A 26,409-nucleotide genomic window follows, 5' to 3' on the forward strand; every position below is an offset into this window, starting at 1 on the left:
GCGTTAATTTTCGTTCATGGTCCAAAGAAAAGGGGCGCCGCCTTGCCAGACGGCGCCCCTTGGAGGGTCTAACCGACCACTGTTATGGCCGGCTCAGGGTCAGTCTTTACCAGATGCGGACCCGGTCGGCCGGGGCGACATACATCTTGTCGCCGGGCTGGATGTTCCAGGCCGCGTACCAGGCGTCGACGTTCCGCAACGTGCCGATCACCCGGTAGTAGTCGGGCGAGTGGGGATCGCTGACCAGGCGCTGGCGCAGGGCGTCGTCGCGGGTCTTGGCGCGCCAGATCTGGGCGAAGGCCAGGAAGAAGCGCTGGTCGCCGGTCAGGCCGTCGATCACCGGAGCTTGCTTGCCGCCCAGGGACAGCTTGTAGGCGTCATAGGCGACGAGAATGCCGCCCAGGTCACCGATGTTCTCGCCCATGGTCAGGTCGCCGTTGACATGGGCGCCGGGCAGGGGCTCGAAGCTGGAATAGAGGGCCGACAGCTTCTTGGTCTGAAGCTCGAACTTGGCGGCGTCTTCCGGCTGCCACCAGTCGGTCAGGGAGCCGTCGGCGGCGAACTTGCGGCCTTCGTCGTCGAAGCCGTGGCTCATCTCGTGGCCGATCACCGCGCCGATGCCGCCGAAATTGACGGCCGGGTCGGCCTCAGGATCGAAGAACGGCGGCTGCAGGATGGCGGCCGGAAAGACGATCTCGTTCATCGTCGGGTCGTAGTAGGCGTTCACCGTCTGCGGGTACATGCCCCACTCCTGGCGGTCCACCGGGCCGTGCAGCTTGTGAATCTGGTAGTCCCACTCGAAGCGGTTGGCGCGGTCGACATTGCCCCAGAGGTCGGCGTCCTTGATGGCCAGCTTGGAATAGTCGCGCCACTTGTCCGGATAGGCGATCTTGACGTTGAAGGCCGCCAGCTTGGCCAGGGCCTTTTCCTTGGTCGCCGGGGTCATCCAGTCCAGCCGCTCGATACGGCCCTTCATGGCCGTGCGCAGGGTCTCGACCAGGGTCTTCATCTGGGCCTTGGACTCGGCCGGGAAGTAGTCGGCGACATAGACCTTGCCGACCGCCTCGCCCAGCTGGTTGCCGACCAGGGCGACGCCGCGCTTCCAGCGCACCCGCTGCTCGGGCTGGCCGTTCAGGGTCTTGGCGCGGAAGTCGAAATTGGCGTCGACGAAGGCCTTGGACAGGAAGGGCGAGGACTGGTCGATGACGCCGAAGGCCTGCCAGGCCTGCAGGGTCTCGATCGGGGTCTCGGCATAGATCTTGGCGATGGCGGTGAAGGCGGTCGGTTCGGCCACCACCACGTTGGTGATGTCGCTAACCCCGGCGCCCTTCATGAAGGCGGTCCAGTTGAAGCCGGGGGCCAGCTTGGCGACCTGGGCGACCGTCATCGGGTTGTAGGTCTTGTCGGGGTTGCGCTCCTCGACCTTGGTCCAGCTGACCTTGGCGATGGATTCTTCCATGGCCAGGATGGCGTCGGCCTGCTTGTCGGCGTCGGGCCACCCGGCGAGCTTGAGCATCTGGGCGACATAGGCGTGATAGGCCGCCTTCTTGGCCGCGAACTGTTCGGTCAGATAGTAGTCGCGGTCGGGCAGGCCCAGGCCCGAGGAGCCGAGGTAGAAGCTGTATTTGGTGGTGTCCTTGGCGTCCTGGCCGACGCCACCGCCGAAGAAGCTGTAGCCGAAGCTGCCTTGCGAGCGGCCCATCAGCTCGGCGATCTGGTCGCGGGTCTTGGCGGCCTTGATGGCGGCCAGCGGGGCGGCGAGCGGCTTGGCGCCCAGGGCCTCGACGGTCTTTTCATCCATGAAGCTGGCATAGAGGCCGCCGATCTGGCGGGCCTCGCCGGAGGCCTTGGGATCGGAGGCGGCCTTTTCGATCAGGGCGCGGCTGCGGGCGTCGGAAAGTTCCCGCAGGGCGTTGAAGCTGCCCCAGCCGGTGCGGTCGGACGGGATGACCAGCTTGTCCATGTAGGTCCCGTTGGCGAACTTGAAGAAGTCGTCGCCGGGCTTCACGGAGAGATCGCGGCCGGCCAGGTCGAAGCCCCAGGTCCCCATGCGCGGGGCCTTGGTCAGGTCGGACGGCATGGCGGCGGGCGAGGCGGCGGCGGTGTCGGCGGCCACGGCGGCGGCCGAGAGGCCGGCGCAGGCCAGGATGGCCGCGGCGGCGGCGCTGAACAGAAGGCGTTTCATGGAGGGATTTGGCATCCGAAATTGACGGTGGCCGGACTCATGCACCCCCGCCCGGCGTACGGGGCGTTAAATTTCGTTCACGTGACGGGCGGAGTCCCCAAGCCGGGGTCGGACTCTCAGCATTCCTCGCCCCTTGGGCGAGGTGGCGGCGAAGCCGACGGAGTGGGTCCTTAGGAGCACACGGTGTGTCAGGATGACGCTTTGTCAGAGTGGACGTGCTTGAAACGCCGTGTGCTCCCAAGAGCCCACTCCACCACTTCGTGGTCCCCCTCGCCCAACGGGCGAGGAATCAGGTCACCGGAATCTGCAGCGCTTCCAGGGCTCTTTGCCGCACGCCCTTGTAGTCGACCTTGCCGTTGGCGGCCCGGTTGATGGGCAGGAAGACCAGGTCGCGGGGGGCCTTGTAGGCGGCCAGCCTTCCCTTCACGTGGGCCGAGAGTTCCGCCAGGCTGGGCTGGTCTCCGGACGCCTCGACCACCGCGCAGATGCGCTCGTTGAAGCGGGCGTCGGGGATGCCGACTACCACGGCGTCGCGGACGGCGGGGTGGGTCTTTAGCGCCTCCTCGACCTCTTCGGGGAAGACCTTTTCGCCGCCGGTGTTGATCACCTGGCTGCCGCGGCCCAGCAGGCGGATGGAGCCGTCGGCGTTGACCTCGGCGAAGTCGCCGGGGACCGACCAGCGCCGGCCCTCGAAGGTCTGGAAGGTGCGGGCCGACTTCTCCGGGTCTTTATAGTAGCCGACCGGGATGAAGCCGCCGACGGCGACCAGGCCCTTGCGGCCCGAGCCGGGCTCGACCCGCTGGCCGGCCTCGTCGAAGACGGCGGCGTTGGGCCCGACCATGAACTGGGCGGTGCTGGCCTCGGCCCCGGCGGTGGACTGGGAAACACCCAGGCCCACGGCCTCCGAACTGCCCAGGCTGTCGAACAGCACGCAGCCCGGCGGCAGGTGGCGCAGCAGGCCCTGCTTGTTCTCATGGCTCCAGACCACGCCCGAGGAGCCGATGCGGACCAGGCTGGAGATGTCCCAGCGGCCGGGATTGTTGTCGAGCGCGTCGAGCATCGGGGCGGCGAAGGCGTTGCCGACGATGGAGACGCTGCGGGCCTTCAGACGGTCGACCTCGCGCCACAGCTCCTCGGCGTCGAAGCGGCGCGAGGGCAGGGAGATGATCGCCCCGCCGGTGTTCATCGCCCCGAACGCCCCGAACTGGGCGGTGCCGTGCATCAGCGGGCAGGCGGCGACCAGGCTGGAGGGCGGCGGCAGCTCCAGGTCGCCGGCCTTGCCGGTGCGGATACGCGTCCCCGCGTCGGCGGGACTGTCGAAGGGCGGGATGCCGGCCAGGGCGTTGCCGCCGGCCCCCAGCACCTGGAACAGGTCGTCCTGGCGCCACATCACCCCCTTGGGCATGCCGGTGGTGCCGCCGGTATAGAGCAGCAGCAGGTCATCGCCGCCGCGGCCCCAGGGGGCGACGACCCGGTCGGCGCCCTTCGCGGCGATGGATTCGTATTCGGTCGCCCAGTCCGGGATCGGCGCGCCCTCGTCCTCGACGGCGATCCAGGCCTTCACGCCCGGCAGGCGGTCCTTGATGGCCTCCAGTTTGGGGGCGAAGCCGGCGTGGAAGACGATGACCTCGGCATCGGCGTTGTCGAAGAGATAGAAGAGTTCCTCGGTCTCGTAGCGGTAGTTGGCGTTGACCGGGACCAGGCCGATCTTGAAGGCGGCGTAATAGCTCTCGAGATATTCCGGGCAGTTGAAGAGATAGGCGGCCAGCTTGCCCTGCTGGCTGACCCCGGCGGCCAGCAGATGGGCGGCCAGCGCATTGGCCCGGCGGTCGAAGTCGCGCCAGGAAATGACCCGCTGGCCCTGGATCTGGGCGGGCCGGTCGGGCGCCGCGGCGGCCACTTCTTCCCAGACGTCGGCGAAGCACCAGCCGGACATGCGCGTTTCTCCCTGCACCACTCGATTTTGGGCATTTTTTGATTGGCCCAAGTTAGCGGCGGTCAGTCAGCGGCTGTCAATGAGTGCCCCGGCGTCAGCCAGTCTAGCCGCCACCCTTCCTCCTCGATGGAGGAAGGGCAGGGTTGGTGGTGTGTCCGCGGAGTTTGGGTGAATGGCGTGGGGTGGCGACCACGCCTCCCCGCGTTTTTCCGGAAACGCTGTGCCACCACCACTATCCCCAACCCTTCCTCCATCGAGGAGGAAGGGAGCTTCTAGTGCTTCATCCCCGGCATATCCGCCATCGGCTTCGGCGGCGCGCCGGTCTCGACCTTGAAGTCGACCTTGATGCGGCCGGCCTTCTCGAAGACCAGGGTGGCGGGCAGGACATCGCCGACCTTCTGCGGCTTCTTCAGGCCGATGAACATGACGTGCAGGCCGCCCGGCTGGAAGTCGACCCGGCCGCCAGCGTCGATGCGCACCCCGCCCTTGATCTCGTCCATGGTCATCATGCCGTCCCGCATCTGCGAGACATGCAGGCCGGCCCACTGGGCCGCGGCGGTCTCGACGCGCAGCAGGCGGTCGGGGGTCTTGCCGGGATTGAGGATGGTGAAATAGCCGACGCCCACCCCGCCGGCCGTGGCCGGCCGCGACCAGGGGTGCTGGATGGTCAGGGCGCTGGCGGCGGCGCCGGCCGCCCCGTGGGCGAACAGCAGGGCGGCGCTGGTCAGAAACAGGGCGGAGACGGCGGCGAGGCGGCGGCGAGTGATCATGGCGCCCACATAGTCGCCCCCTGGGTCGGATGAAAGGTTGGGCATGGGGGCAGGCCTCGCCATAATGAGTGCGGATTCGGCCAAAGGAGCGTCATGGCGGGCGAGGTCTCACCGGGGGAGTATAAGGACGTCCTGCTGTTCCTGGCCACGGCCGGGATCGTGGCCCCGCTGTTCCGCCGCTGGCGCATCAGTCCGATTCTCGGCTTCCTGGGGGCCGGGGTGCTGCTGGGGCCCTCGGGCCTGGGCAGCCTGACCGGCCGGTTCCCCTGGCTCTCCTATTTCACCGTCGACAATCCGGCCGAGATCGCCCAGCTGGCCGAGTTCGGGGTGGTCTTCCTGCTGTTCATGATCGGGCTGGAGCTTTCCTGGGAGCGGCTGCGGCTGCTGCGCCGGCTGGTGTTCGGCCTGGGAGGCTTGCAGGTCCTGATCTGCGGCTCGGCCATCGCGGCGGGGGCGATGCTGCTGGGCCAGCCGATCCATTCGGCCGCGGCCATCGGGGCGGCCCTGGCGCTCAGCTCCACCGCCATCGTCATGCCCATCCTCACCGAGCGAAAGCGCCAGCACAGCCAGGCCGGCCGGGCCGTCTTCGCCGTGCTGCTGCTGCAGGACCTGGCGGTGGCCCCCATCCTGATCACCATCACCCTGATCGGCGGCCACAGCGGCGAAACCCTGTCGCCCAAGGTGTTGCTGACCTTCGCGCCGGCGGTGCTGGGCATGCTGGCCCTGGTGTTCTTCGGCCGGCTGCTGCTGCGGCCGATGATGCGCTCGGTGGCCAAGGCCAAGAGCCACGAGATGTTCATGGCCGCCTCGCTGCTGGTGGTGCTGGGGGCGGGGCTGCTCAGCGCCCTGACCGGGCTTTCCATGGCGCTGGGCGCCTTCATCGCCGGCTTGCTGCTGGCCGAGACCGAGTACCGCCACGAGGTCGAGGTGACCATCGAGCCGTTCAAGGGCCTCTTGCTGGGCCTGTTCTTCGTCTCGGTCGGCATCGGGCTGGACCTGCGGCTGCTGGCCGCCGAGCCGCTGGTCATCCTGGGCATGACCGCCGGGGTGCTGGTCCTCAACGCCAGCGTGGTGTTCGGCCTGGCCCGTCTCTTCAGGCTGACCAGCCGCCAGGCCATCGAGACCGCCCTGCTGCTGGCGGCGGGCGGCGAGTTCGCCTTCGTCATTCTGACCTCGGCGGTCGACCAGGGGGTGGTGGCCACGGCCATCAGCCAGCCGATCCTGGTCGCCTCGACCCTGTCGATGTTCCTGCTGCCCTTCCTGGCCCAGCTGGGCGCCAGGCTGGGCGGCCGGCCGGGGGCCAGCGCCGGGCTGAACCTGGCGGCCGATCCCCCCGACAGGATCGACGGGCCGGCCGTCATCGTCGTCGGCTATGGCCGGGTCGGGCGGCTGGTCGGCGATATGCTGAGCCGCCATGAGGTGGCCTGGGTGGCCGCCGAGCGCGACCCGGCCCTGGTCGAGCCCGGCCGCCGGGCCGGCCACGCCATCTTCTTCGGCGACGCCTCACGGCATGAATTTCTCGAGCGTTGCGGCCTGGAGTCCGCCCGGGCCCTGGTCGTCACCATGGACAGCCCCGAGGGCGCCGAGGCCGTGGTCGCCGCCGCCCGCGAACTGCATCCCGACCTGAAGATCGTGGCCCGGGCCCGCGACGCCCGCCACGCCAAGCGGCTCTACGAACTGGGCGCCACCGACGCGGTGCCCGAGACCATCGAGGCCTCGCTGCAGCTTTCCGAGGCCACCCTGGTCGATATCGGCATCCCCATGGGCCTGGTCATCGCCTCGATCCACGAACGCCGCGACGAGATCCGCAAGGAGCTGAACCGGCCGGATTCGCTGGGGGCGGGGCGGCGGCGGCTTAGGGACGCGCGGTAGCCACCTCTTTCTTCTCCCTTCCTCCTCGATGGAGGAAGGGCGGGGATGGTGGTGGTGGCAGTGCGTTTCCGGAAGAACGCGGGGAGGCGTGGTCGCCACCCTGAGCCAGTCGCCCACACACCGAGCGCACACCACCAACCCTGCCCTTCCTCCATCGAGGAGGAAGGGTTCCGGACGGAGCTCTTGCATTTTCGATGACGAGCAAGTAAATAACTGACCGGTCAGTTATCAACGAGCCAAACCCATGACCCCCGGCCAACCCAAATGGCGCCGACGCAAGGAGGCCCGCCCCAGCGAGATCGTCGAGGCGGCGCTGGAGGTGTTCGCCGAGAAGGGCTTCGCCGCGGCGCGGCTGGACGACATCGCCGCCCAGGCCGGGGTGAGCAAGGGCGCACTCTATCTTTACTTCGAGACCAAGCAGGACCTGTTCCGGGCCGTGGTCCGCCAGGCGATCAGCCCCAACCTCGACCAGGTCGAGGCCGCGGTGGCGGCCGCCGACATTCCCTTCGGCCTGCTGCTGCGCGGCTTCTACGGCCGGATGCTGATCATGCTGACCACCACCCGGATCGGGGCGGTGGCCAAGATGGTGATCGGCGAGTCGCGCAACTTCCCCGACCTGGCCCAGGTCTGGCATGACGAACTGGTCAGCCGGGCCGTGACCCTGATGAGCGGCGTCATCGCCAGGGCCCAGGCCCGCGGCGAGGTCAGGCCCGGCGATCCGCGCCTGCACGCCTTCTCCATCGTCGGGCCCATCCTGCTGGGCGTGCTGTGGACCGAGGTCTTCACCCCGGTCGGCGCCCAGCCCATCGACCTTGCCCAGCTCGTCAACCAGCACGCCGACACCATCCTGGCCGGGCTGCTGGTCCAGCCGGAGGCCCAGTCATGAGGGTTAAGCCATGAAGGCCGTTCCGCGTATCGTCATCGTCGTGATCGTGCTGAGCGCGATCGGCGCCCTGTTCTGGTGGGCCTGGGGCCGGCCGGGCGCGCCTGCAAGGCTGTCGGGCTATGTCGAGGGTGAGGCGCTCTATCTCTCTTCGTCCCAGCCGGGCGCGGTGCGGCAGGTGTCGGTGGTCCGGGGGCAGCGGGTCGCCGCCGGGGCGCCGCTGTTCGTGCTGGATACCGGCCCGCTGTCGGCCCAGCAGGCCCAGGCCCAGGCCGGGGTGGCCGCCGCCGATGCGCGGGTGGCCGACGCCGCCAAGGGGCTGCGGCCTACCGAGCTGTCGGTCTATGACGCCGAGCGGGCCGCCGCCCAGGCGACCCTGCGCCAGGCCCAGGCCGAGCTGAACCGCATCCGCCCCCTGGTCGCCAAGGGCATCTACGCCCCGGCGCGCCTGGACCAGGTCAAGGCCAACTACGACGCCGCAGCCGCCAATGTCCGGGCCATCGAGGCCCGGCGCGCTTCCGGAACACTCGGGGGCCGCCCCGACGCCGTGCTGGCCGCCCAGGCCCAGGCGGCCCAGGCGCGCGGCGTGCTGGCCGAGACGCAGAGCCGGCTGGCCCAGGCCGGACCGGTCGCCCCCGCCGCCGGCCGCATCGAGGACGTCTATTTCCAGCCCGGCGAATGGGCCGCCGCCAACCAGCCGGTGGTGGCCCTGATCCCCGACGACCGGGTGCGGGTGCGCTTCTATGTCCCCGAGCGCGACATCGCCCGCTATCCGGTCGGGACGCGGGTGAAGTTCAGCTGCGACGGCTGCAGGGCCGGGCTGTCGGCGGTGGTGAACTATGTCAGCCCCCGGCCGGAGTTTACCCCGCCGGTGATCTACAGCCGCGAGAGCCGCGACCGCATGGTCTTTCTGGTCGAGGCGCGGCCCGATAATGGCGCCAGCCTGATCCCGGGCCAGCCCATCGACGTGGTCCCCGTGAAATGACTCTCGCTGTCGACGTCCGTGGACTGAACAAGTCGTTCGGCGACAAGCATGTCGTCCAGGACGTCGATATTCAGGTGGGGACCGGCAGGATCACCGGCTTCCTGGGCCCCAACGGCTCGGGCAAGACCACCACCCTGCGCATGCTCTGCGGCCTGCTGACTCCTGACAGCGGCGAGGGCGAGGTGCTGGGGCTGGACTTCCGTCGTCACGCCGAGGCGGTGAAGCGCCAGACCGGCTACATGACCCAGAAGTTCTCGCTCTATGAGGACCTGGCCATCGAGGAGAACCTCGACTTCATCGCCCAGGTCTACAGCCTGGACAATCGCCGCCGCCGGGTGGCCGAGGCGCTGGAGCGGCTGGGCCTGGGCAACCGCCGCCGGCAGCTGGCCGGCAGCCTGTCGGGCGGCTGGAAACAGCGGCTGGCCCTGGCCGCCTGCATCCTGCACGAGCCCAAGCTGCTGCTGCTCGACGAACCCACCGCCGGGGTCGATCCCAAGGCCCGCCGCGAGTTCTGGGACGAGATCCACGCCCTGTCGGCCGAGGGCCTGACCGTGCTGGTCTCCACCCACTACATGGACGAGGCCGAACGCTGCCACGACATCGCCTATATCGCCTATGGCCGGCTGATGGCGCGGGGGACAGCCGAGGAGGTCATCGACCGCTCGGGCCTGATCACCTACCGCGCCGAGGGGCCGGGGGCCGACCGGCTGTCGCGGGAGCTGGCCGGCAAGCCCGGCGTGGTCATGGCCGCCCCCTTCGGCGCGGCCCTGCATGTCAGCGGCACGGACCGCGCCGCGCTGGAGGCCGCCATCGCCCCCTATCGCCGGGAACCGTTCCGCTGGAGCGAGGGCCAGCCGACGCTGGAGGATGTCTTCATCCACCTGATGGGCCAGTCGCAGGATAATTTCCAATGACCGGGCTGTCGCTGAATCGCATCTGGGCGGTGCTGACCAAGGAGTTCATCCAACTCACCCGCGACCGGCTGACCTATGCGATGATCCTGGCCATGCCGCTCGTGCAGCTCTTGCTGTTCGGCTACGCCATCAACAGCGATCCGCACCACCTGCCCACCGCCGTGCTGGTCCAGGACCACGGCCCGATGGCCCGCTCGACCCTCGCCGCCCTGGCCGGCAGCGGCTATTTCGAGATCACCGAGGAAGCCGCCACGCCCGCCGAGCTGGACCAGGCCCTGGCGCTGGGCCGGGTGCAGTTCACCATCACCATCCCCGCCGACTTCAGCCGCCGGGTGGTGCGCCAGGACAGACCCCAGATCCTGATCGAGGCCGATGCGGCCGATCCCACCGCCACCAGCGGCGCTCTGGCCGCCGCCGCCGGCCTGCCGGCCGAGGCGCTGAAGCGCGACCTGGTCGGGCCGCTGGCGCGGCCGGGCTCTGGGCCGCCGTTCGAGGTGGTCGTCCACCGCCGCTACAATCCCGAAGCCATCAGCGCCTACAACATCGTGCCGGGCCTGCTGGGCGTGATCCTGTCCCTGACCCTGGTGATGATGACCTCGCTGGGGGTCACCCGCGAATATGAGCGCGGCACCATGGAGAGCCTGCTGGCCACCCCGGTGAGGCCGCTGGAGGTGATGATCGGCAAGCTGGCGCCCTATGTCCTGGTCGGGCTGGTGCAGACGGCGCTGATCCTGACCCTGGGGAGGGCGCTGTTCGACGTGCCGGTCAGCGGCGGCTGGGGCGCCCTGACCCTGGGCGTGCTGCTCTTTATCATAGGCAGCCTGGCCCTGGGTTTCCTGATCTCCACCCTGGCCCGCAGCCAGCTGCAGGCCATGCAGATGTCCTTCTTCTACATCCTGCCCTCGATCCTGCTGTCGGGCTTCATGTTCCCGTTCCGCGGCATGCCCGGCTGGGCCCAGGCGATCGGCACGGTGATTCCGGTGACCCACTTCCTGCGGGTGGTCCGGGGCGCCCTGCTGAAGGGTCTGGGAATCGGCGAACTGTGGCCCAGCCTGGGGGCCTTGACCGTCTTTGTCCTGGCCGTTTCGGCCCTGGCCATGGCCCGCTACCGGACCACGCTGGACTGAGTTAACGGTCTGTTACCTTGGGTAATTCTCCCCTGAGGCGAGCAACCTTTTGTCGGAAAACGCGTTGGCGGCGCATTGGACTGGAAAATTGCTTCCGGTGTGGCTCTACTGACACTTTGCGGAGGCGGAAGCCTTGCTATAACAGGATACAAGCGGCTGTTCGTCGCATGTGGGCAGGAGAGGGCTCTCACTATGAAATTCAAACTCCTGGCGGGAGCGGCTGTAGCCGCCACGCTCATGGCTTCCGGAGCGTCCGCGCAGGACACCGGCTGGTACGGCGCGCTGGATCTGGGCTACCAGTGGTCGGACAACGTCAACTTCGACAACGGCATCACCGTCGACCCGGATGACAGCTGGATGGGCGTCGCCCGTCTCGGCTACCGGCTGTCGCCGAACTGGCGCGTCGAACTCGAAGGCGCCTATCGTCCGGGCGAAATCCCGGACAGCAACGGCTTCGTCAGCAGCGGCAACATGGAAGTGTGGTCGCTGATGGGTAACGTCATCGTCGACTTCATTCCCGACGGCGACCTGCATCCCTTCATCGGCGTTGGCGCCGGTATCGCCTATTCCAACTTCGACATGCTCACCACCCCGACCCTGGTCGTCGCCGATGACAGCGACAGCGCCTGGGCCTGGCAAGGCATCGCCGGCTTCACCGCCAAGGCGAGCGACCGGATGAATGTCGACTTCACCTATCGCTACTTCCAGACGGGTGACTTCAGCTTCGAGAACAACGGTTCGGCCGGTCCGCTCGAGGGCAGCTACAACAACCAGTCGGTGACCGTGGGCATCCGCTACGCGTTCGGCGCCGAGCCGCCGCCCCCGCCGCCGCCGCCCCCGCCTCCGCCGCCTCCCCCCCCGCCGCCGCCGCCCCCGCCTCCTCCCCCGCCGCCGCCGGCGCCGGTGTATGAGGCCAAGCAGTTCATCGTCTACTTCCCGTTCGATCAGTACATCCTGACGCCGGAAGCCCAGGCGGTGGTCCAGGAAGCCGCTCAATACGCGGCCGCCGGTGGCGCTGCTTCGGTCCAGGTCGTCGGCCATGCCGACACCTCGGGTTCGGCCAAGTATAACGTCCGCCTGTCGGAACGCCGCGCCAAGGCCGTCGCCGATGCGCTGGTGGGCCTGGGTGTCAACCAGTCGAGCCTGACGGTCGACTGGAAGGGCGAAACCGAACTGGCCGTCCCGACTCCGGACGGCACCAAGGAACCGCTGAACCGCCGCTCGACGATCCAGATCAACTTCTGATCTGATCTAAAGCGACAAAACTAAGCGAACCCCCGGTCGAAAGGCCGGGGGTTTTGCTTTGTGGGCTGTGCGGCTTGGAAGGCTCGAAGGCTTCACCACGAACGACACGAACCCCACGAACGGGCCTGCGCTGGCCTGAGGGCCGCCGTTGGATGCCGCGAGAGGGAAACACGAAAAACACGAACGGGTCCGAGCCGGGTCAATGCTGGCCGCAGGCCGCCTCAACTGATCGACAGCCCTTCGGGCGAAGGCTCAGGGTAGCGCCGCCGTTTTCGTGTTTTTCGTGCTTTTCGTGTTTTTCGTGGTCAATCCTTACGGCCTTTCAGATCGACCCCAGGCCGGCTCGGACCCGTTCGTGGGGTTCGTGTTGTTCGTGGTGAAATCTTCTTGCGCCGCAGCGCCGGCCGTCAGCCCGCCTTCGCCGACAGCCGGTTGACCAGGGCGTAGAGCGCCTGGTGGTCCACCGGCTTGCCCAGATAGGCCTGATAGATCAGGTCCGCGGGCAGCTTGGACCTCGGCAGGCCGGTGATCAGGATGACCGGCGGGGCCCCCTGCGGCCGGGCGTTCAGGCGGCGGATCAGTTCGAAACCGTCCATGCGCGGCATGTTGAGGTCGGTGACCAGCACGTCGGGCTGGAACTCGCCCATGATCTCCAGGGCCTCGGCGCCGTCGGCGGCCTCGCGCACTTCATGGCCCTGGGCCTCGAGCGCATCGACCAGCGCCAGGGCGGTGAACGACTCGTCTTCGGCGATGAGGACCTGGGCCATCGCGGCTACTCAAAACTCAAGGACCCGGGCCCACGCCCAGTCAACGCCGGGGACCCTACAGAATGCGACGGAATGTCGCAATCATGCTGGAAAACCCACATGCCAGCGGACCGCCTGGGGTTCGAAGACCAGGCTGGCCTGACCCTTCACCGCCCGGGGGGTCAGCTGCTCCAGCAGCAGCCGGCCAAAGCCGCGCCGACGTCCCGCGGGCGCCTCGCTCATCGGCCGGTCCAGCGTCTCGTCCCAGGTCACCTCGATCCGGGGGGCGCCGTCCGGCCCCTCCAGCCTGCGCCAGCTCAACGTGATCTGGCCGCCCAACTCGCTGAGCGCGCCATACTTGGCCGCGTTGGTGGCCAGTTCGTGGATGGCCAGGGCCAGGTACTGGCCGGTCTCCGGCCCCACATCCAGGGAGGGCCCCTCGATCCGCAGCCGATCGCCGGCCTCGGGGGCCAGATGGGCCAGCTGGCTGCGGGCCAGGGTGTCCAGGTCGACCCCCCGCCAGTCATGGCTGATCAGCAGGTCATAGGCCTGGCCCAGCGCCGTCAGCCGCGCCCCGAACCGCTGGCTGAACTCCTTGGGCACGCCCTCGGCCTTGGCGGTCTGGCGGGCGATGCCGTCGACCATCGACAGCAGGTTGCGCGAGCGGTGGGCCAGTTCGCGCAGGATCACCTGCAGATGGTCCTGCTGGCGCTTCTGCTCGCTGATGTCGACGGCGGCGACGAGCAGGCCGGTCGAACCGTCGGCCGCCGCGGCCGGTGTGACGCGAATCTCGAAATGGCCGGTGTGGTCGTCCATCGGCAGGGCGACCTCGGCCTGCAGCGGCTCGCCGGAGGCCAGCACCTGCTCTTTCAGCGGCCGCAGCACCGCCTGGGCCTCGGCCGACAGGCATTCGTCGCCCGTGCGGCCCAGCACCGCCCGGGTGAAGGGCGGGCGGGGATTGTGCAGCCAGGTGAAGCGCAGCGCCTCGTCCTGCTCGAACAGGGTGACGACCGAGCCCTCGGTGGCGATCTGGAACCGCCGCGCCAGGGCCTGGACCTCGGCGGTGCGGTGCTGGATCTCCGCCTCCAGATTGGCGCGGACGGCGCCCAGCTCTTCCAGGGCCGTGCGGCGGGCGGCGACCTCGGCCATCAGGCTGGCGTTGACGTTGGCCAGCTGCTCGGGCGAAGGAACGGCCAGCAGCCGGGGCACTACGGGCCAGAGCGCGATGGCGGTGATCAGCGACACCGCCGCCGTCAGGCCCTTGATGACTCCGTCCGTCCAGTAGGCCGGCCGCCACAGCACCACGATCCCCATCACATGGGTCAGGCCGCAGCCCAGGATGAACAGCACGAAGAGGATGGCGATGCGCCTGTGCTCGGCGATCAGGTCGGTGCGCCGCCGCACGAAGGCCAGGATGGCCAGCGGAATGCTGAAATAGGCCGCCGCGATGACCAGGTCGGAGATGACGTGCAGGGCCAGCAAGCCTGGCTGCCAGAGCAGGCAGAAGCCGTGCGGCAGCATGCCGTGGGTGTCGAGAAGCCGGGTGAAACTGTCCATCGGCGCGCCCTTTCGACTGAAGAGTCAGCATAGTCCGCAAAAGAGAGGGGGCTAAAGGGCCAGCTGCACGCTGTGCTTGACCTCTTCCAGCACCGCATAGGTGCGGGTCTCGCGCACGCCGGGCATGCGCACCAGGATGTCGCCCAGGAAGCGGCGATAGGCGTCCATGTCGGCCACCCGGGCCTTGATCAGATAGTCGAAGCCGCCGGCCACCATGTGGCATTCCAGGATCTCGGGCGTGCGGCGCACGGTGGCGGCGAACTGCTCGAACACCTCGCCGGTGGTCCGCTCCAGCAGCACCTCGACGAAGATCAGCAGCGGCAGGCCGACCTTGTCGGGGTCGAGCAGGGCGGCGTAGCCGACGATGACGCCCCGGTCGCGCAGCCGCTTGATGCGGTCGAAACAGGCGGCCGGCGACAGGTTGGCCTGGCGGGCCAGCTCCTGATTGGTGATCCGGCCGTCGGCCTGCAGGATGCGCAGCAGGCGGCGGTCTGTGTCGTCCAGAGCGGACATGTCATTTCCCTTCGGTTTGCCGAACAAGCTTCGGCAATCAGGGTGAAAATGCCAAGCACATTCGGCCAGATCGGCGTTACACCGACGACATTCGTATATTGGAGGCCGCCATGACCTGGGACGACCTGGACGAGGGCAAGTACCGCGACGAGACCGCCGCCGTGACCGCGCTCTTGGAAGCGGCGCCCCTCGGGTTGGAGGAACGCGCCGCCGTCCGCGCCGAGGCCGAGGCCCTGGTCCGCACCGCCCGCCGCTCGGCCCGCCGCCAGGGCGTGGTGGAGAGCTTCCTGCAGGAGTTCTCGCTGGGCACCAAGGAGGGCCTGGCCCTGATGTGCCTGGCCGAGGCCCTGCTGCGCACGCCCGACGAGGAAACCCGCGACAGGCTGATCGCCGAGAAGATCAGCAGCGCCGACTGGGCCAGCCATTTCGGCAAGTCGGGCAACCTCTTCGTCAACGCCTCGACCTGGGGCCTGATGCTGACCGGCAAGCTGGTCGATGTCGACGAGGAGGCCCGCGCCGACCTGCCGGGCTTCCTCAAGAAGGTGGCGGGCCGGGTGGGCGAGCCGGTGATCCGCGGCGCCGTCGCCGCCGCCATCCGCATCATGGGCGAGCAGTTCGTGCTGGGCCGCACCATCGAGGCGGCCATCAAGCGCGCGGCCGGCGAAGGCTATATGTGCAGCTTCGACATGCTGGGCGAGGGGGCCCGGACGGCCGCCGACGCCGAGCGCTACGAGGCCAGCTACGCCCAGGCCATCGAGACCGTCGGCAAGCTGTCGAACGGGGCGGGACCGGAGGCCGGCCACGGCATCTCGGTCAAGCTCTCGGCCCTCTGCCCGCGCTACGAGGACACCCATGCGAGCCGGGTCTGGGCCGAGCTCTATCCCCGCACCCTGCGGCTGGCTGAGATCGCCGCCCGCCACAACCTCAACTTCACCATCGACGCCGAGGAGGCCGATCGCCTCACCCTGTCGCTGAAGCTGCTCGACCGCCTGGCCCGCGAGCCGTCGTTGGGCGAATGGCGCGGCCTGGGCCTGGCCGTGCAGGCCTATCAGAAGCGGGCGCCCCGGGTGATCGCCAAGGTCGCCGAGCTGGCCCGCGACAGCGGCCGGCGGCTGATGGTGCGGCTGGTCAAGGGGGCCTACTGGGACAGCGAGATCAAGCGCGGCCAGGTCAATGGCCGGCCCGACTACCCGGTCTACACCACCAAGCCGGCCACCGATCTTTCCTACCTGGTCTGCGCCCGAGCCCTGATCGGCGCGGCGCCGCACCTCTACGCCCAGTTCGCCACCCACAACGCCCACAGCCTGGCCGCCGTGCGCCGCATGGCCCACACGGCCGGGGTGAAGATCGAGTTCCAGCGGCTGCACGGCATGGGCGAGGCCCTCTACCGCGCCGCCGACGACCTCTATGACGGGGTCACCCTGCGGGCCTATGCGCCGGTTGGCGGGCATGAGGATCTGCTGCCCTACCTGGTCCGCCGGTTGCTGGAGAACGGGGCCAACACCAGCTTCGTCCACAGCCTGCTCGACGAGAAGGTGCCAGCCGAGGCCGTGGTCGTCGACCCGATCAGCGCCGTCGAGGCGGTCGGCCCGGGGCCGCACCCGCGCATCGCCAAGCCCTCGGACATCTATGGCGATGAACGGGTCAACTCCTCCGGCGTCGACCTGTCGGTGGGCGCCGAACGCGACCGCCTGACCGCCGCCGTTGCCGCGCTGGGGACGCTGACCCCGCCACCGGAAACCACGAGCGCGCAGATCGACAAGGCCTTCGCGGCCGCGCGTCTGGCCCAGCCCGCCTGGAACGCCGCCGACGGTCCCGCCCGCGCCAAGGTGCTGCGGGCCATGGGCGACGCCCTCGAAGCCCACCAGGACCGGCTGATCGCCATCTGCGCCCGCGAGGCCGGCAAGACCCTGGCCGATGGCGTCGCCGAGGTGCGCGAGGCCGTCGACTTCTGCCGCTACTATGCCCACCTGGCCGAGGAAAAGTTCGCCGCGCCCGAACTGCTCAAGGGCCCGGTCGGCGAGGTCAATACGCTTAGCCTGCACGGCCGTGGGGTCTTCGTCTGCATCAGTCCGTGGAACTTTCCGCTGGCCATCTTCACCGGCCAGATCTGCGCGGCGCTCGCCGCCGGCAACGCCGTCCTCGCCAAGCCGGCCGAACAGACCCCGGTCATCGCCGCCGAGGCGGTGAAGCTCTATCACGCTGCCGGCCTCGACCCCCGCCTGCTGGCCCTCACCCCCGGCCGGGGCGAGACCGTGGGCGCGGCGCTGGTCGCCCATCCCGGCTGCGACGGCGTCGCCTTTACCGGCGGCACCGAAACCGCCCGGCGGATCAACACCAGCCTGGCCGGGCGCGAGGGTCCCATCGTCCCCTTCATCGCCGAGACCGGCGGCCTGAACGGCATGTTCGTCGACACCACCGCCCAGCGCGAGCAGGTCATCGACGATGTCATCCTCTCCGCCTTCGGCAGCGCCGGCCAGCGCTGCTCGGCCCTGCGCATCCTGTTCCTGCCCAAGGACACCGCCGAGGGCATGGTGGCGGGTCTGAAGGGCGCCATGGACTGCCTGGTGGTCGGCGACCCGGCCGATCCGGGCACGGATGTCGGGCCGGTGATCGACGCCGAGGCCAAGGAGGCGCTGGAGAAACACCTGCATCGCCTCAACGCCGAAGCCACCGTGCTGCACCGCCTGGCGGCTCCGGCGGAAGGGACCTTCTTCGGCCCCGTCCTGGCGGAAATTCCGTCGGCGGACTTCCTGGAGCGCGAGGTGTTCGGGCCGATCCTGCACGTCGTGCGTTATGACCCGGAGGATCTATCGTCCGTGGCCGGAATGCTGGCGTCGCGGCGCTATGGCCTGACGCTCGGCGTCCACAGCCGTATCGAGGCGTTCGCGCAGGAAGTGGCCGAACTGGTCCCGGCCGGCAATGTCTACGTCAACCGCTCGATCATCGGGGCGGTGGTCGGGGTGCAGCCGTTCGGCGGCGAGGGGCTGTCGGGGACGGGGCCGAAGGCGGGTGGGCCGAACGCCCTGTCGCGCTACGCGCTCGAGCGGGCGGTGAGCGTGAACATCACCGCGCAAGGCGGGGACCCGGCGCTGTTGAACCTTTAGGCCCCAAGCCCTTCCCCCGCTGGCGGGGGAAGTGGGCCGACAGCGAAGCTGGAGGCTCGTTGGGGGCCCTTGCGGCGCTGGCCGGCGCACCGGACTCTCCTGCAAGGACCCCCAACGACCTTCGTCGCTGCGCGCCTCAGGCCACTTCCCCCGCCAGCGGGGGAAGGGCTTTTGGCCTCTAGCCCAACAGCACCCACGCCCCGATCCCCGCGAACGCCGCCGCGGCCGCCCAGCGGATGTATTTCAGCGGCAACCGCGTGGCCGCCGCCTCGCCGATCAGCACCGCCGGGGTGTTGGCGATCATCATGCCGACTGTCGTCCCGGCGGCGACGAACAGGATCTCGTGGAACCGCGCCGCCAGGGCGATGGTGGCCACCTGGGTCTTGTCGCCCATCTCCACGAAGAAGAAGGCGATCAGCGTCGCCACGAAGACCGACTGGCCCGAGCGTTCCGGGGGAAGGTCGCTGTCCTCGAACTTGTCGGGGATCAGGGCCCAGGCGCCAAAGCCGATGAAGGCGATCCCCAGCACCCACTTGACCCACCAGCCCTGCAGGAAACCGCCGGCCAGCGACCCGACGGTCGCCGCCAGCAGGTGGTTGGCGATGGTGGCGGCGAAAATCCCCAGCAGGATCGGGACGGGCTTGCGCCAGCGCACGGCCAGGCAGAGGGCCAGCAGCATGGTCTTGTCGCCGATTTCGGCCAGGGCCACGAGGCCGGTCGAGACGAGGAAGGCTTCCATCTGAAACTGTCATCCTGCGGGGCCGATCGGACGGACCATTGGCGTTTCGGGCCCACGGCCCCGCGGCCGCACCCGAAAGCCAAAGGTCTCGCCAGGCCTTCTCGCGAAGGTCGCCCGCGCCACGGGTCTCCCCGATTGTGTTGACGCGGGCCCCGCTGGGTGCGGGCGGCTACTCCCCAGTGACGAGGGCCAGATAAGCCTGGGGGACCAAGGATGCAACCGCGAGGGCCTGCGACCCGTTAGCCGGAAGAACATCCCGGGGGCCCATGACCACACCGCAGATTCTCTCGTTCGGCCTGATCCTGGGCACCGTCGCCGTCTTCGCCTGGGGACGGTTCCGCTATGACCTGGTCGCCCTGGGCGCGCTGGTGGTCGGGCTGGCCCTGGGCATCGTGCCAGCCAAGAAGGCCTTCGACGGCCTGTCGGACGATATCACCGTCATCATCGCCTCGGCCCTGATCGTCAGCGCCGCCGTCGCCCGCTCCGGCGCGGTGGAGGTGGCCCTGCGGCCGCTGCTGGGCCGGCTGCCCAACGAGAAGACCCAGGCCCCGGTGCTGGCCGCTCTGACGGCCCTGCTGTCGATGGTCACCAAGAATGTCGGGGCCCTGGCTATCCTGATGCCACCGGCCCTGCAGCTGGCCAGGCGGACCGGCAGCGCCCCCTCGCGCCTGTTGATGCCGATGTCCTTCGCGGCCCTGCTGGGCGGCATGGTCACCCTGGTCGGCACCTCGCCCAACATCATCGTCTCGGGCATCCGCCAGGACATCCTGGGCAAGCCGTTCGGCATGTACGACTACGCCCCGGTCGGACTGATCCTCACCTTCGCGGGCCTGGCCTTCCTGGTGTTCGGCTACCGCCTGCTGCCGGCCGGGCGCAAGGGGGCCGAGACCATGGACGCCGCCCTGGCCGCCAGCACCTATGTCACCGAGGCCGAGGTCCCCGACCCCTGGCCGGCCGGACCGATGACCATCGCCGAGCTGCGGCGGCTGGCGGGCGACGATATCGAGGTCACGGCCCTGGAGCGGGGAACCGAGCGCCGCGACGCGCCCCACGCCAACTCCAAGGTCGAGCCCGGCGATCGCCTGGTCCTCTCCGGCCCGCAGGAGGTGCTGAACCAGCTGATCGCCGCCGCCCGCCTCAGCCTGCATTCCGACACCCGCCCCGCCCACCGGCCGAGCCGGTCCGAGGACATCCTGGCGGTCGAGGCCGTGGTTCAGGCCGGCTCAAGCCTGGCCGGCCAGTCGGCCCGCAGGCTGGCCATCCACAGCGAGCATGGCGTCACCCTGATGGCCGTGGCCCGCAGCGGCCAGCGCCTGACCCGCCGGCTGCACGACACCCCGATCCATGTCGGCGACGTCCTGATGCTGCAGGGGGCCGAGAGCGTGCTGCCGGGGGTGCTGACCAATCTGGGCCTGCTGCCCCTGGCCCAGCGCGAGGTGCGGCTGGGCGACGCCCGCTGGCGCTTCCTGCCGATCATCATCCTGGCGGCGGCCATGATCCTGGTGGCGATGAAGATCGTGCCCGTGGCCATCGCCTTCTTCGGGGCGGCGGTGCTGATGATCGCCAGCCGCTCCCTGACCATGCGCGAAGCCTACCAGGCCCTGGACGCCCCGGTGCTGATTCTGGTCGCCGCCCTGATTCCGGTCAGCGAGACGGTGCAGTCGACCGGCGGCACCGCCCTGATCGCCCAGGGCCTGGCCCACCTCTTCCACGGCCTGCCGCCGATGGCCGCCCTGGCCGCCACCATGGTCGTGGCCATGGCCGCCACGCCCTTCCTCAACAATGCCGCCACGGTGCTGATCATCGCCCCGGTCGGCGCGGACCTGGCCCAGCGCCTGCATCTCAATCCCGACCCCTTCCTGATGGCGGTGGCGGTCGGGGCGGCCTGCGACTTCCTCACCCCCATCGGCCACCAGTGCAACACCCTGATCATGGCGCCCGGCGGCTACCGGTTCGGCGACTATCCCCGGTTGGGGGCGCCCTTATCAGTTCTCGTGGTGGTTTTGGGCGTTCCCTTGATCACGTTTTTTTGGCCTCTGGCGGGGTGAGCGACCATCCGCCGCTGGGGTCACGCAACCCCCCGATTTTGCTAGGTTCGCGACAGTTCGAAGACAGGCTGTTAACACCTTGTTAACGAAAAACTACCCATGCGGCGAGTTCGCCTCATTGACGAGTCATTCATCCTCATGCCCCCATATAGTGGGTTATGGGGGCGCTTCGCCCACTACATATGGGGTTTCGGCGAAGCGAACCTTCGCGCGAAATGGCTGATTGGATTACGGGTTTTGGGCAAATGATGGGTGAAGCGGCAAGACAGATTCCCCTGGGCGAGGCCTCCGGCACGACGCCGTGGACCACCGAGCGCCCGGCGCTGTCCCTGGTCCAGAAGGTGGTCGTCGATCGCAGTCGCGACGCCCTGCTGACCGACTTTGGCAAGACGACTCTCGAGGACCGCTATCTGCTGGCCGGCGAGTCGTATCAGGACATGTTCGCCCGCGTTGCGACGGCCTATGCCGACGACGCCGAGCACGCCCAGCGCATCTACGATTACATGAGCCGGCTGTGGTTCATGCCGGCCACCCCGGTGCTGTCGAACGGCGGGGCCGAGCGCGGCCTGCCGATCAGCTGCTTCCTGAACGCCGTGGGCGATTCGCTGGAAAGCATCGTCGGCACCTGGAACGAGAATGTCTGGCTGGCCGCCAACGGTGGCGGCATCGGCACCTACTGGGGCGGCGTCCGGTCGATCGGCGAGAAGGTCAAGGGCGCCGGCCAGACCAGCGGCATCATCCCCTTCATCCGGGTGATGGACAGCCTGACCCTGGCCATCAGCCAGGGCAGCCTGCGCCGAGGCTCGGCGGCCGTCTATCTGGACGTCCACCATCCCGAGATCGAGGAGTTCCTCGAGATCCGCAAGCCCTCGGGCGACTTCAACCGCAAGTCCCTGAACCTGCACCACGGCATCTCGATCACCGACGAGTTCATGGAAGCGGTGCGCGACGGGACCAAGTTCGGCCTGCGCTCGCCCAAGAACGACGAGGTCCTGCGTGAGGTCGACGCCCGCTCGCTGTGGCAGAAGATCCTGGAGCTGCGCCTGCAGACCGGCGAGCCCTACCTGATCTTCTCCGACACGGTGAACCGCGCCATGCCGGCGCACCAACGGGAACTGGGCCTGAAGGTCCGCCAGTCCAACCTCTGCAGCGAGATCATGCTGCACACCGGCAAGGATCACCTCGGCAAGGACCGCACCGCCGTCTGCTGCCTGTCCTCGGTCAACGCCGAGACCTTCATGGAATGGCGCGACGAGCCGATGTTCCTCGAGGACATCATGCGGTTCCTGGACAACGTGCTGCAGGACTTCATCGACCGCGCCCCGGTCGACGCCGAGAAGGCCGTCTACGCCGCCATGCGCGAGCGGTCCGTCGGGCTGGGCCTGATGGGCTTCCACAGCTTCCTGCAGGCCCAGAATGTGCCGTTCGAGAGCGCCATGGCCAAGTCCTGGAACATGCGCCTCTTCAAGCACCTGCGCCGCGGCGTGGATCTCGCCTCCAAGACCCTGGCCGAAGAGCGCGGCGCCTGCCCCGATGCGGCCGAACGGGGCGTCATGGAGCGGTTCAGCCACAAGCTGGCCATCGCCCCCACCGCCTCGATCAGCATCATCTGCGGCGGCACCTCGGCGGGCATCGAGCCGATCCCGGCCAATGTCTATACGCACAAGACCCTGTCGGGCTCGTTCGCGGTCAAGAACCCCTATCTGGAGCGCCTGCTCGAGACCAAGGGCATGAACACCGCCGCCGTCTGGGACACCATCCTGGAAAACGAGGGCTCGGTTCAGCACCTGGACTGCCTGAGCCAGGACGAGAAGGACGTCTACAAGACCGCCTTCGAGCTGGACCAGCGCTGGGTCGTGGAGCTCGCCGCCGACCGCACGCCGGACATCTGCCAGAGCCAGTCGGTCAACCTGTTCCTGCCGGGCGACATCGACAAATGGGACCTGCACATGCTGCACTGGCAGGCCTGGGAGCGGGGGGTCAAAAGCCTCTACTACCTGCGTTCCAAGTCGGTGCAACGCGCCAGCCACGCCGGCAGCGACGCCGAGGCGGTGGTGGTGCAGGACAGCGCCCGGACCGATTACGAGGAATGCCTGGCCTGTCAGTAGGGCTTTAGCGCCAATCCTCACCCGGAGGGGGAGGGGGACCGCGCCGAAGGCGTGGTGGAGGGGGTTGAAGCTACAACCACTTCTGCCTGCAAATCCGCGGCTGATCGGCTGCGCCCTATCCTGACACCTGGATGTAGCGTCTGACCCCCTCCACCATGCTCCGCATGGTCCCCCTCCCCCTCCGGGTGAGGATTGGCGCTAGTTGAAATCCTTCGCCAGCTCGGCCCGCGTCTCGGCGCTGAGAATAGCCAGGTGCCCGTAACTCGGGTGATCGCAGCCCAGCATCGCACTCGCCCCCGGATCGGCGAACACGGCCTTCTGCGCCGGCGTCAGCGCGAACTTCAGGAAGTGCACCGAACTCGTCTTCCCATCCTCCCGCGTCCGCTCGATATCCCCCTCGGGAACCCCGGCCGCCTTCTCCCCGCCGATCTGCAGGAAGAACCGGTCCTCCACCCCGCCCAGCCGGGCCAGGGTCGCGGCCCGTCGCACCGGGTCGTCGATCTCGAACAGCACGGTCGCCACCAGCTCCGAGCCCTGCGGGATCAGCGGGTTGTAGGCGGCCAGTTCGTCGGGGACCTGCTGCGCGCCGCCCTTCTCGATCAGCAGCATCTCCTGGACCTGGAAGAGCATGGTCTCGTAGGTCTCGAAGTGGAAGGTGCAGTCGGGCCCCAGCGAGACCCGCCGCAACCGCTTCAGCGGCAGCAGGGCCGCGCGGCGTTCCTTGCGGACCTGTGAGAACTGCGCGTCGGGCAAGAGGTCGGCCGGATCGATGCGGCGGGCTTGGGCGGGCATGACGCTTCCTCAGACCAGTCCGTAGGACCGGGCGATGATCTCGATGGGGTGGGCCTGGGCCGGCTGGGCGCTGCCGTCGGGCAGTTCGGCGATCAAGAGCTGGCCCAGGTGCTTGCAGGCCAGCGGGCAGTCGGAGCACAGGGTCTCGTCGGCCTTCTGGGCGACCTGTTTGGCGGCGGGCTTGCCGACCTTGACCGCCGAGGGGCGGGTTTCCTTCATCACCCCGAAGGTGCCGCCATGGCCCGAGCAGCGCTCGATCAGGTCCACCTTCGTGTCGGGGATCAACCGCAGCATCTCGGCCGACTTGGCGCCCATGTTCTGGGCCCGGGCGTGGCAGGCATGGTGGATGGCCACCCCGCCGGGGATGGGAGTCAGGCCGGGGGCCAGGCCGTTGGCCTTGGAAAGGCCGACCATGTATTCGCTGATGTCGCGGGTCGAGGCGGCCAGGGCCTTGACCGCCTGGTTCTCAGGGACCAGCAGCGGCCATTCGAACTTCAGCATCAGCCCGCACGAGGCGGTCAGGGCCACCACCTCGTAGCCGTCGGCGATATAGGGCGCGAACACTTTGGCGACCCGGTCAGCCCGACCGGCGACGTCGGCCAGGTCCCCAGACTCCAGCTGGGGCATGCCGCAGCATTCGGGATAGACCAGTTTCGCCTCGACCCCCTGCTTGGCCAGCACGGCCAGGGCGGCTTCGGCCGTCTTGGGGTCGTTGTATTCGGTGAAGCAGGTCGCATAGACGGCGACCTTGCGACCGGCCGAGGGGCCCACGGCGTCGGCCTTGGGGGCGGTCCTGGCGCGGTCGGTGGCGGTCTTCGAATGGAACAGCGGCAGCTCGGCCTTGGCGTCGATGCCGGCTATGGCTTCCAGGAAGCCGCGCAGGGGGGTGTTCTCGCGGGCCGTGGCCCAGTTGGCCAGCCCCGCCACCGGCTTGGCCATCCTGCCGTTGCGGTCGGTGCGGCCCAGCTGCTCGCGCACGAACTCCCCACCGTTCGCCTTCCGCTTGGCCGCCCGGTAGCGCAGGATCAGGTGCGGGAAGTCCAGGTCGAACTGGTGGGGCGGCACATAGGGGCACTTGGTCAAAAAGCACATGTCGCAGAGGGTGCAGGCCTCGGCCACCTCGGCGTATTTCTCTTTCGGAACGCCATCCAGCTCGCCGGTCGGGCTCTCGTCGACCATGTCGAACAGCTTGGGGAAGCTGTCGCACAGATTGAAGCAGCGCCGGCAGCCGTGGCAGATGTCGAAGACCCGCTCCATCTCCTTCTCGACCGCCGCCAGGTCGTAATAGGCCTCGTCCCGCCAGGCGATGGGATGGCGCATCGGCGCGTCCAGGCTGCCCTCGGTCTTGGGCGGCGGCGGCTTGATGGGGTTGTCGCTCATGGTCCCTCTTGGCGCGGGGTCTCGACCCCTCTCCCGGATGGAAGAGGGGCGAGTTCAGTCTTCAGCCGTCGATGTCAGTCCATGGTGTCCAGGGCGCGCTGGAAGCGGCCCGCGTGGGACTTTTCGGCCTTGGCCAGGGTCTCGAACCAGTCGGCGATCTCGTCATGGCCCTCGTCACGGGCGGTGCGGGCCATGCCGGGATACATGTCGGTGTATTCGTGGGTCTCGCCGGCGATGGCGGCCTTGAGGTTGTCGCCGGTGGGGCCGATCGGCAGGCCGGTGGCCGGGTCGCCGACGCTTTCCATGAATTCCAGGTGGCCGTGGGCGTGGCCGGTCTCGCCCTCGGCGGTCGAGCGGAACACGGCGGCGACGTCGTTGTAGCCTTCCACGTCGGCCTTCTGGGCGAAGTAGAGGTAGCGCCGGTTCGCCTGGCTCTCGCCGGCGAAGGCGGCCTTGAGGTTTTCGAGCGTCTTGCTGTTGGCGAGCGACATGGTCTTCTCCCGTATGAGGTCTCTTCCCGGCGTGCAGGGTAGCCCGCGGCGGGGCGTCGCATCCAATCAATAGATTCTATTGGTTCGATAGAGTGGGTCTATTCCTCGCCCGTTGGGCGAGGTGGCGGCGAAGCCGACGGAGTGGGCCGTGGAACACACGGTGTGTCCGGATTGAGCACTGCCGGAGGGGGCGTGCCTGAAACTCCGTGTGCTCGCCAGAGCCCACTCCACCACTTCGTGGTCCCCCTCGCCCAAGGGGCGAGGAATTACCGCTCCCACCCCGCCTCGAACGGGAACCGCGCCGCCCAGAAGGCCTCCAGTTCCGGCAGCGCATCGACCCGCGCCACCACCGGCGCCATCTTCGGCGCGACCTCGCGGAACCGCCGCCGGCCGGCGCCCCAGCGGCTGACCACGGTCACATAGAGGTCCAGCACGCTCAGCGAATCGCCGAGCAGGAACCGTCCCGGCTCGATCTGCTGGTCCATCATCCGCCAGCAGTCGAGAATCCGCTCGGCCGTCCGCGCCTTGATCACCTCGCCGGCCGCCGGATCGGGCGACAGCCGGGACGGATCGTCGCGCACCCAGAACAGCGAATAGATGGCCGCCGGGACGTAGACCATCCAGCGCAGGAACTGCGCCCGGACCGGATCGTCGATCCCTGGACCCAGCCGGCCATGGCTGTCGGCCAGCCAGATCAGCATGGCGCCGCTCTCGGTCATGATGGAACCATCGGGCAGCACCAGCGCTGGAATCTGCTTGAGCGGATTGACCTTTTCGACCCGCGCCAGGATCTCCGGATCGTGCTCCCAGGTGGCCCCCTCGACGACGTCATAGGGCGCGCCCAACAGGGTCAGCGCCGCCTCGACGGGCACGCTGCCCGATCCCAGGGCGCCGTAAACAGTGATACGGTCGGACATGGTTATCCCCATGACATGCACAACATCTTGAGGGGGTGCGTTAACTCGCCGCTAGATGTTGTCCGATTGACTGGTAGGGTGGTGGTTCGCCATC

General features: G+C 68.6%; 20 protein-coding genes and 1 riboswitch. Of the genes, 9 read left to right on the top strand and 11 right to left on the bottom strand.

The annotated features are described in order from the left end of the window. Positions 1-106 precede the first annotated feature (106 nt). From QO010_RS21555 to QO010_RS21565, 3 genes are all read right to left on the bottom strand, one after another. The gene (locus QO010_RS21555) at positions 107-2,185 is read right to left on the bottom strand and encodes a M13 family metallopeptidase (protein ID WP_307352632.1); all 2,079 of its coding nucleotides are present in this window, start codon (positions 2,183-2,185) and stop codon (positions 107-109) included. Between the two features lie 289 nt (positions 2,186-2,474). Beyond that, on the bottom strand, positions 2,475-4,121 hold the full coding sequence (locus QO010_RS21560) for an AMP-binding protein (protein WP_307352633.1): 1,647 nt from the start codon (positions 4,119-4,121) through the stop codon (positions 2,475-2,477). A gap of 272 nt (positions 4,122-4,393) precedes the next feature. Further along, complete coding sequence (locus QO010_RS21565) at positions 4,394-4,936, bottom strand: copper chaperone PCu(A)C (RefSeq protein WP_307352635.1); 543 nt, start codon at positions 4,934-4,936, stop codon at positions 4,394-4,396. 48 nt (positions 4,937-4,984) lie between these two features. Here QO010_RS21565 and QO010_RS21570 point away from each other — a divergent pair, with 48 nt between their 5' ends. From QO010_RS21570 to QO010_RS21595, 6 genes are all read left to right on the top strand, one after another. Further along, entirely contained in the window at positions 4,985-6,763 is a 1,779-nt protein-coding gene (locus tag QO010_RS21570) for a cation:proton antiporter domain-containing protein (RefSeq protein WP_307352636.1), read from the top strand. A 244-nt stretch (positions 6,764-7,007) separates the two neighbouring features. Continuing rightward, a complete protein-coding gene (locus QO010_RS21575) occupies positions 7,008-7,649 on the top strand; it encodes a TetR/AcrR family transcriptional regulator (protein ID WP_307352637.1) in 642 nt (213 codons plus the stop codon). A 10-nt stretch (positions 7,650-7,659) separates the two neighbouring features. Next, positions 7,660-8,631 (top strand): HlyD family secretion protein, encoded by a 972-nt coding sequence (locus QO010_RS21580; protein WP_307352638.1) that lies wholly within the window; start codon positions 7,660-7,662, stop codon positions 8,629-8,631. Further along, positions 8,628-9,545 (top strand): ABC transporter ATP-binding protein, encoded by a 918-nt coding sequence (locus QO010_RS21585; protein WP_307352639.1) that lies wholly within the window; start codon positions 8,628-8,630, stop codon positions 9,543-9,545. Before QO010_RS21580 ends, QO010_RS21585 begins: the two co-directional genes overlap by 4 nt. Further along, positions 9,542-10,672, top strand: coding sequence for an ABC transporter permease (locus tag QO010_RS21590; RefSeq protein WP_307352641.1), 1,131 nt, complete (start codon positions 9,542-9,544; stop codon positions 10,670-10,672). Before QO010_RS21585 ends, QO010_RS21590 begins: the two co-directional genes overlap by 4 nt. 192 nt (positions 10,673-10,864) lie before the next feature. Then, entirely contained in the window at positions 10,865-11,917 is a 1,053-nt protein-coding gene (locus QO010_RS21595) for an OmpA family protein (RefSeq protein ID WP_307352642.1), read from the top strand. 407 nt (positions 11,918-12,324) lie between these two features. Here the strand turns inward: QO010_RS21595 and QO010_RS21600 are convergent, their stop codons facing one another. The 3 genes from QO010_RS21600 to QO010_RS21610 form a co-directional block, all read right to left on the bottom strand. After that, a complete protein-coding gene (locus QO010_RS21600) occupies positions 12,325-12,684 on the bottom strand; it encodes a response regulator (protein ID WP_307352643.1) in 360 nt (119 codons plus the stop codon). An 81-nt stretch (positions 12,685-12,765) separates the two neighbouring features. Then, on the bottom strand, positions 12,766-14,220 hold the full coding sequence (locus QO010_RS21605; protein WP_307352644.1) for a sensor histidine kinase: 1,455 nt from the start codon (positions 14,218-14,220) through the stop codon (positions 12,766-12,768). A gap of 51 nt (positions 14,221-14,271) precedes the next feature. Continuing rightward, entirely contained in the window at positions 14,272-14,733 is a 462-nt protein-coding gene (locus QO010_RS21610; RefSeq protein ID WP_307352646.1) for an Lrp/AsnC ligand binding domain-containing protein, read from the bottom strand. A gap of 110 nt (positions 14,734-14,843) precedes the next feature. Here QO010_RS21610 and QO010_RS21615 point away from each other — a divergent pair, with 110 nt between their 5' ends. Further along, positions 14,844-17,840: an L-glutamate gamma-semialdehyde dehydrogenase gene (locus tag QO010_RS21615; protein WP_307352648.1), complete on the top strand. Its 2,997-nt coding sequence runs from the start codon at positions 14,844-14,846 to the stop codon at positions 17,838-17,840. A 178-nt stretch (positions 17,841-18,018) separates the two neighbouring features. On the opposite strand, the gene QO010_RS21620 is transcribed toward QO010_RS21615, so the two are convergent. Further along, a complete protein-coding gene (locus QO010_RS21620; protein WP_307352649.1) occupies positions 18,019-18,579 on the bottom strand; it encodes a TMEM165/GDT1 family protein in 561 nt (186 codons plus the stop codon). Between the two features lie 93 nt (positions 18,580-18,672). Beyond that, positions 18,673-18,769, bottom strand: a riboswitch (yybP-ykoY riboswitch). Positions 18,770-18,845: 76 nt separating this feature from the next. On the opposite strand from QO010_RS21620, the gene QO010_RS21625 reads away from it, so the two are divergent. Both QO010_RS21625 and QO010_RS21630 read left to right on the top strand, forming a co-directional pair. After that, the gene (locus QO010_RS21625) at positions 18,846-20,627 is read left to right on the top strand and encodes an SLC13 family permease (RefSeq protein ID WP_307352650.1); all 1,782 of its coding nucleotides are present in this window, start codon (positions 18,846-18,848) and stop codon (positions 20,625-20,627) included. 245 nt (positions 20,628-20,872) lie between these two features. Beyond that, positions 20,873-22,735, top strand: coding sequence for a ribonucleoside-diphosphate reductase subunit alpha (locus tag QO010_RS21630; RefSeq protein ID WP_370873843.1), 1,863 nt, complete (start codon positions 20,873-20,875; stop codon positions 22,733-22,735). A gap of 198 nt (positions 22,736-22,933) precedes the next feature. Here QO010_RS21630 and QO010_RS21635 read toward each other — a convergent pair whose 3' ends face one another. From QO010_RS21635 to QO010_RS21650, 4 genes are all read right to left on the bottom strand, one after another. Further along, positions 22,934-23,527, bottom strand: a complete 594-nt coding sequence (locus QO010_RS21635; RefSeq protein ID WP_307352651.1) for a DUF3501 family protein — start codon at positions 23,525-23,527, stop codon at positions 22,934-22,936. 9 nt (positions 23,528-23,536) lie between these two features. After that, positions 23,537-24,907 (bottom strand): (Fe-S)-binding protein, encoded by a 1,371-nt coding sequence (locus QO010_RS21640; RefSeq protein WP_307352653.1) that lies wholly within the window; start codon positions 24,905-24,907, stop codon positions 23,537-23,539. Positions 24,908-24,981: 74 nt separating this feature from the next. Beyond that, on the bottom strand, positions 24,982-25,398 hold the full coding sequence (locus tag QO010_RS21645; RefSeq protein ID WP_307352654.1) for a rubrerythrin family protein: 417 nt from the start codon (positions 25,396-25,398) through the stop codon (positions 24,982-24,984). A 266-nt stretch (positions 25,399-25,664) separates the two neighbouring features. Further along, complete coding sequence (locus QO010_RS21650) at positions 25,665-26,315, bottom strand: glutathione S-transferase family protein (RefSeq protein WP_307352655.1); 651 nt, start codon at positions 26,313-26,315, stop codon at positions 25,665-25,667. Positions 26,316-26,409: the final 94 nt, after the last annotated feature.

It is taken from the genome of Caulobacter ginsengisoli (assembly GCF_030814835.1).
In the GTDB taxonomy this organism is placed as follows: domain Bacteria; phylum Pseudomonadota; class Alphaproteobacteria; order Caulobacterales; family Caulobacteraceae; genus Caulobacter; species Caulobacter ginsengisoli.

What these genes read in the sequence shown, in the direction of transcription:
- QO010_RS21555 (WP_307352632.1), bottom strand. Translation starts at nt 2,185, where the DNA reads ATGAAACGCCTTCTGTTCAGCGCCGCCGCCGCGGCCATCCTGGCCTGC.
- QO010_RS21560 (WP_307352633.1), bottom strand. Translation starts at nt 4,121, where the DNA reads ATGTCCGGCTGGTGCTTCGCCGACGTCTGGGAAGAAGTGGCCGCCGCG.
- QO010_RS21565 (WP_307352635.1), bottom strand. Translation starts at nt 4,936, where the DNA reads ATGCCCAACCTTTCATCCGACCCAGGGGGCGACTATGTGGGCGCCATG.
- QO010_RS21570 (WP_307352636.1), top strand. Translation starts at nt 4,985, where the DNA reads ATGGCGGGCGAGGTCTCACCGGGGGAGTATAAGGACGTCCTGCTGTTC.
- QO010_RS21575 (WP_307352637.1), top strand. Translation starts at nt 7,008, where the DNA reads ATGACCCCCGGCCAACCCAAATGGCGCCGACGCAAGGAGGCCCGCCCC.
- QO010_RS21580 (WP_307352638.1), top strand. Translation starts at nt 7,660, where the DNA reads ATGAAGGCCGTTCCGCGTATCGTCATCGTCGTGATCGTGCTGAGCGCG.
- QO010_RS21585 (WP_307352639.1), top strand. Translation starts at nt 8,628, where the DNA reads ATGACTCTCGCTGTCGACGTCCGTGGACTGAACAAGTCGTTCGGCGAC.
- QO010_RS21590 (WP_307352641.1), top strand. Translation starts at nt 9,542, where the DNA reads ATGACCGGGCTGTCGCTGAATCGCATCTGGGCGGTGCTGACCAAGGAG.
- QO010_RS21595 (WP_307352642.1), top strand. Translation starts at nt 10,865, where the DNA reads ATGAAATTCAAACTCCTGGCGGGAGCGGCTGTAGCCGCCACGCTCATG.
- QO010_RS21600 (WP_307352643.1), bottom strand. Translation starts at nt 12,684, where the DNA reads ATGGCCCAGGTCCTCATCGCCGAAGACGAGTCGTTCACCGCCCTGGCG.
- QO010_RS21605 (WP_307352644.1), bottom strand. Translation starts at nt 14,220, where the DNA reads ATGGACAGTTTCACCCGGCTTCTCGACACCCACGGCATGCTGCCGCAC.
- QO010_RS21610 (WP_307352646.1), bottom strand. Translation starts at nt 14,733, where the DNA reads ATGTCCGCTCTGGACGACACAGACCGCCGCCTGCTGCGCATCCTGCAG.
- QO010_RS21615 (WP_307352648.1), top strand. Translation starts at nt 14,844, where the DNA reads ATGACCTGGGACGACCTGGACGAGGGCAAGTACCGCGACGAGACCGCC.
- QO010_RS21620 (WP_307352649.1), bottom strand. Translation starts at nt 18,579, where the DNA reads ATGGAAGCCTTCCTCGTCTCGACCGGCCTCGTGGCCCTGGCCGAAATC.
- QO010_RS21625 (WP_307352650.1), top strand. Translation starts at nt 18,846, where the DNA reads ATGACCACACCGCAGATTCTCTCGTTCGGCCTGATCCTGGGCACCGTC.
- QO010_RS21630 (WP_370873843.1), top strand. Translation starts at nt 20,873, where the DNA reads ATGATGGGTGAAGCGGCAAGACAGATTCCCCTGGGCGAGGCCTCCGGC.
- QO010_RS21635 (WP_307352651.1), bottom strand. Translation starts at nt 23,527, where the DNA reads ATGCCCGCCCAAGCCCGCCGCATCGATCCGGCCGACCTCTTGCCCGAC.
- QO010_RS21640 (WP_307352653.1), bottom strand. Translation starts at nt 24,907, where the DNA reads ATGAGCGACAACCCCATCAAGCCGCCGCCGCCCAAGACCGAGGGCAGC.
- QO010_RS21645 (WP_307352654.1), bottom strand. Translation starts at nt 25,398, where the DNA reads ATGTCGCTCGCCAACAGCAAGACGCTCGAAAACCTCAAGGCCGCCTTC.
- QO010_RS21650 (WP_307352655.1), bottom strand. Translation starts at nt 26,315, where the DNA reads ATGTCCGACCGTATCACTGTTTACGGCGCCCTGGGATCGGGCAGCGTG.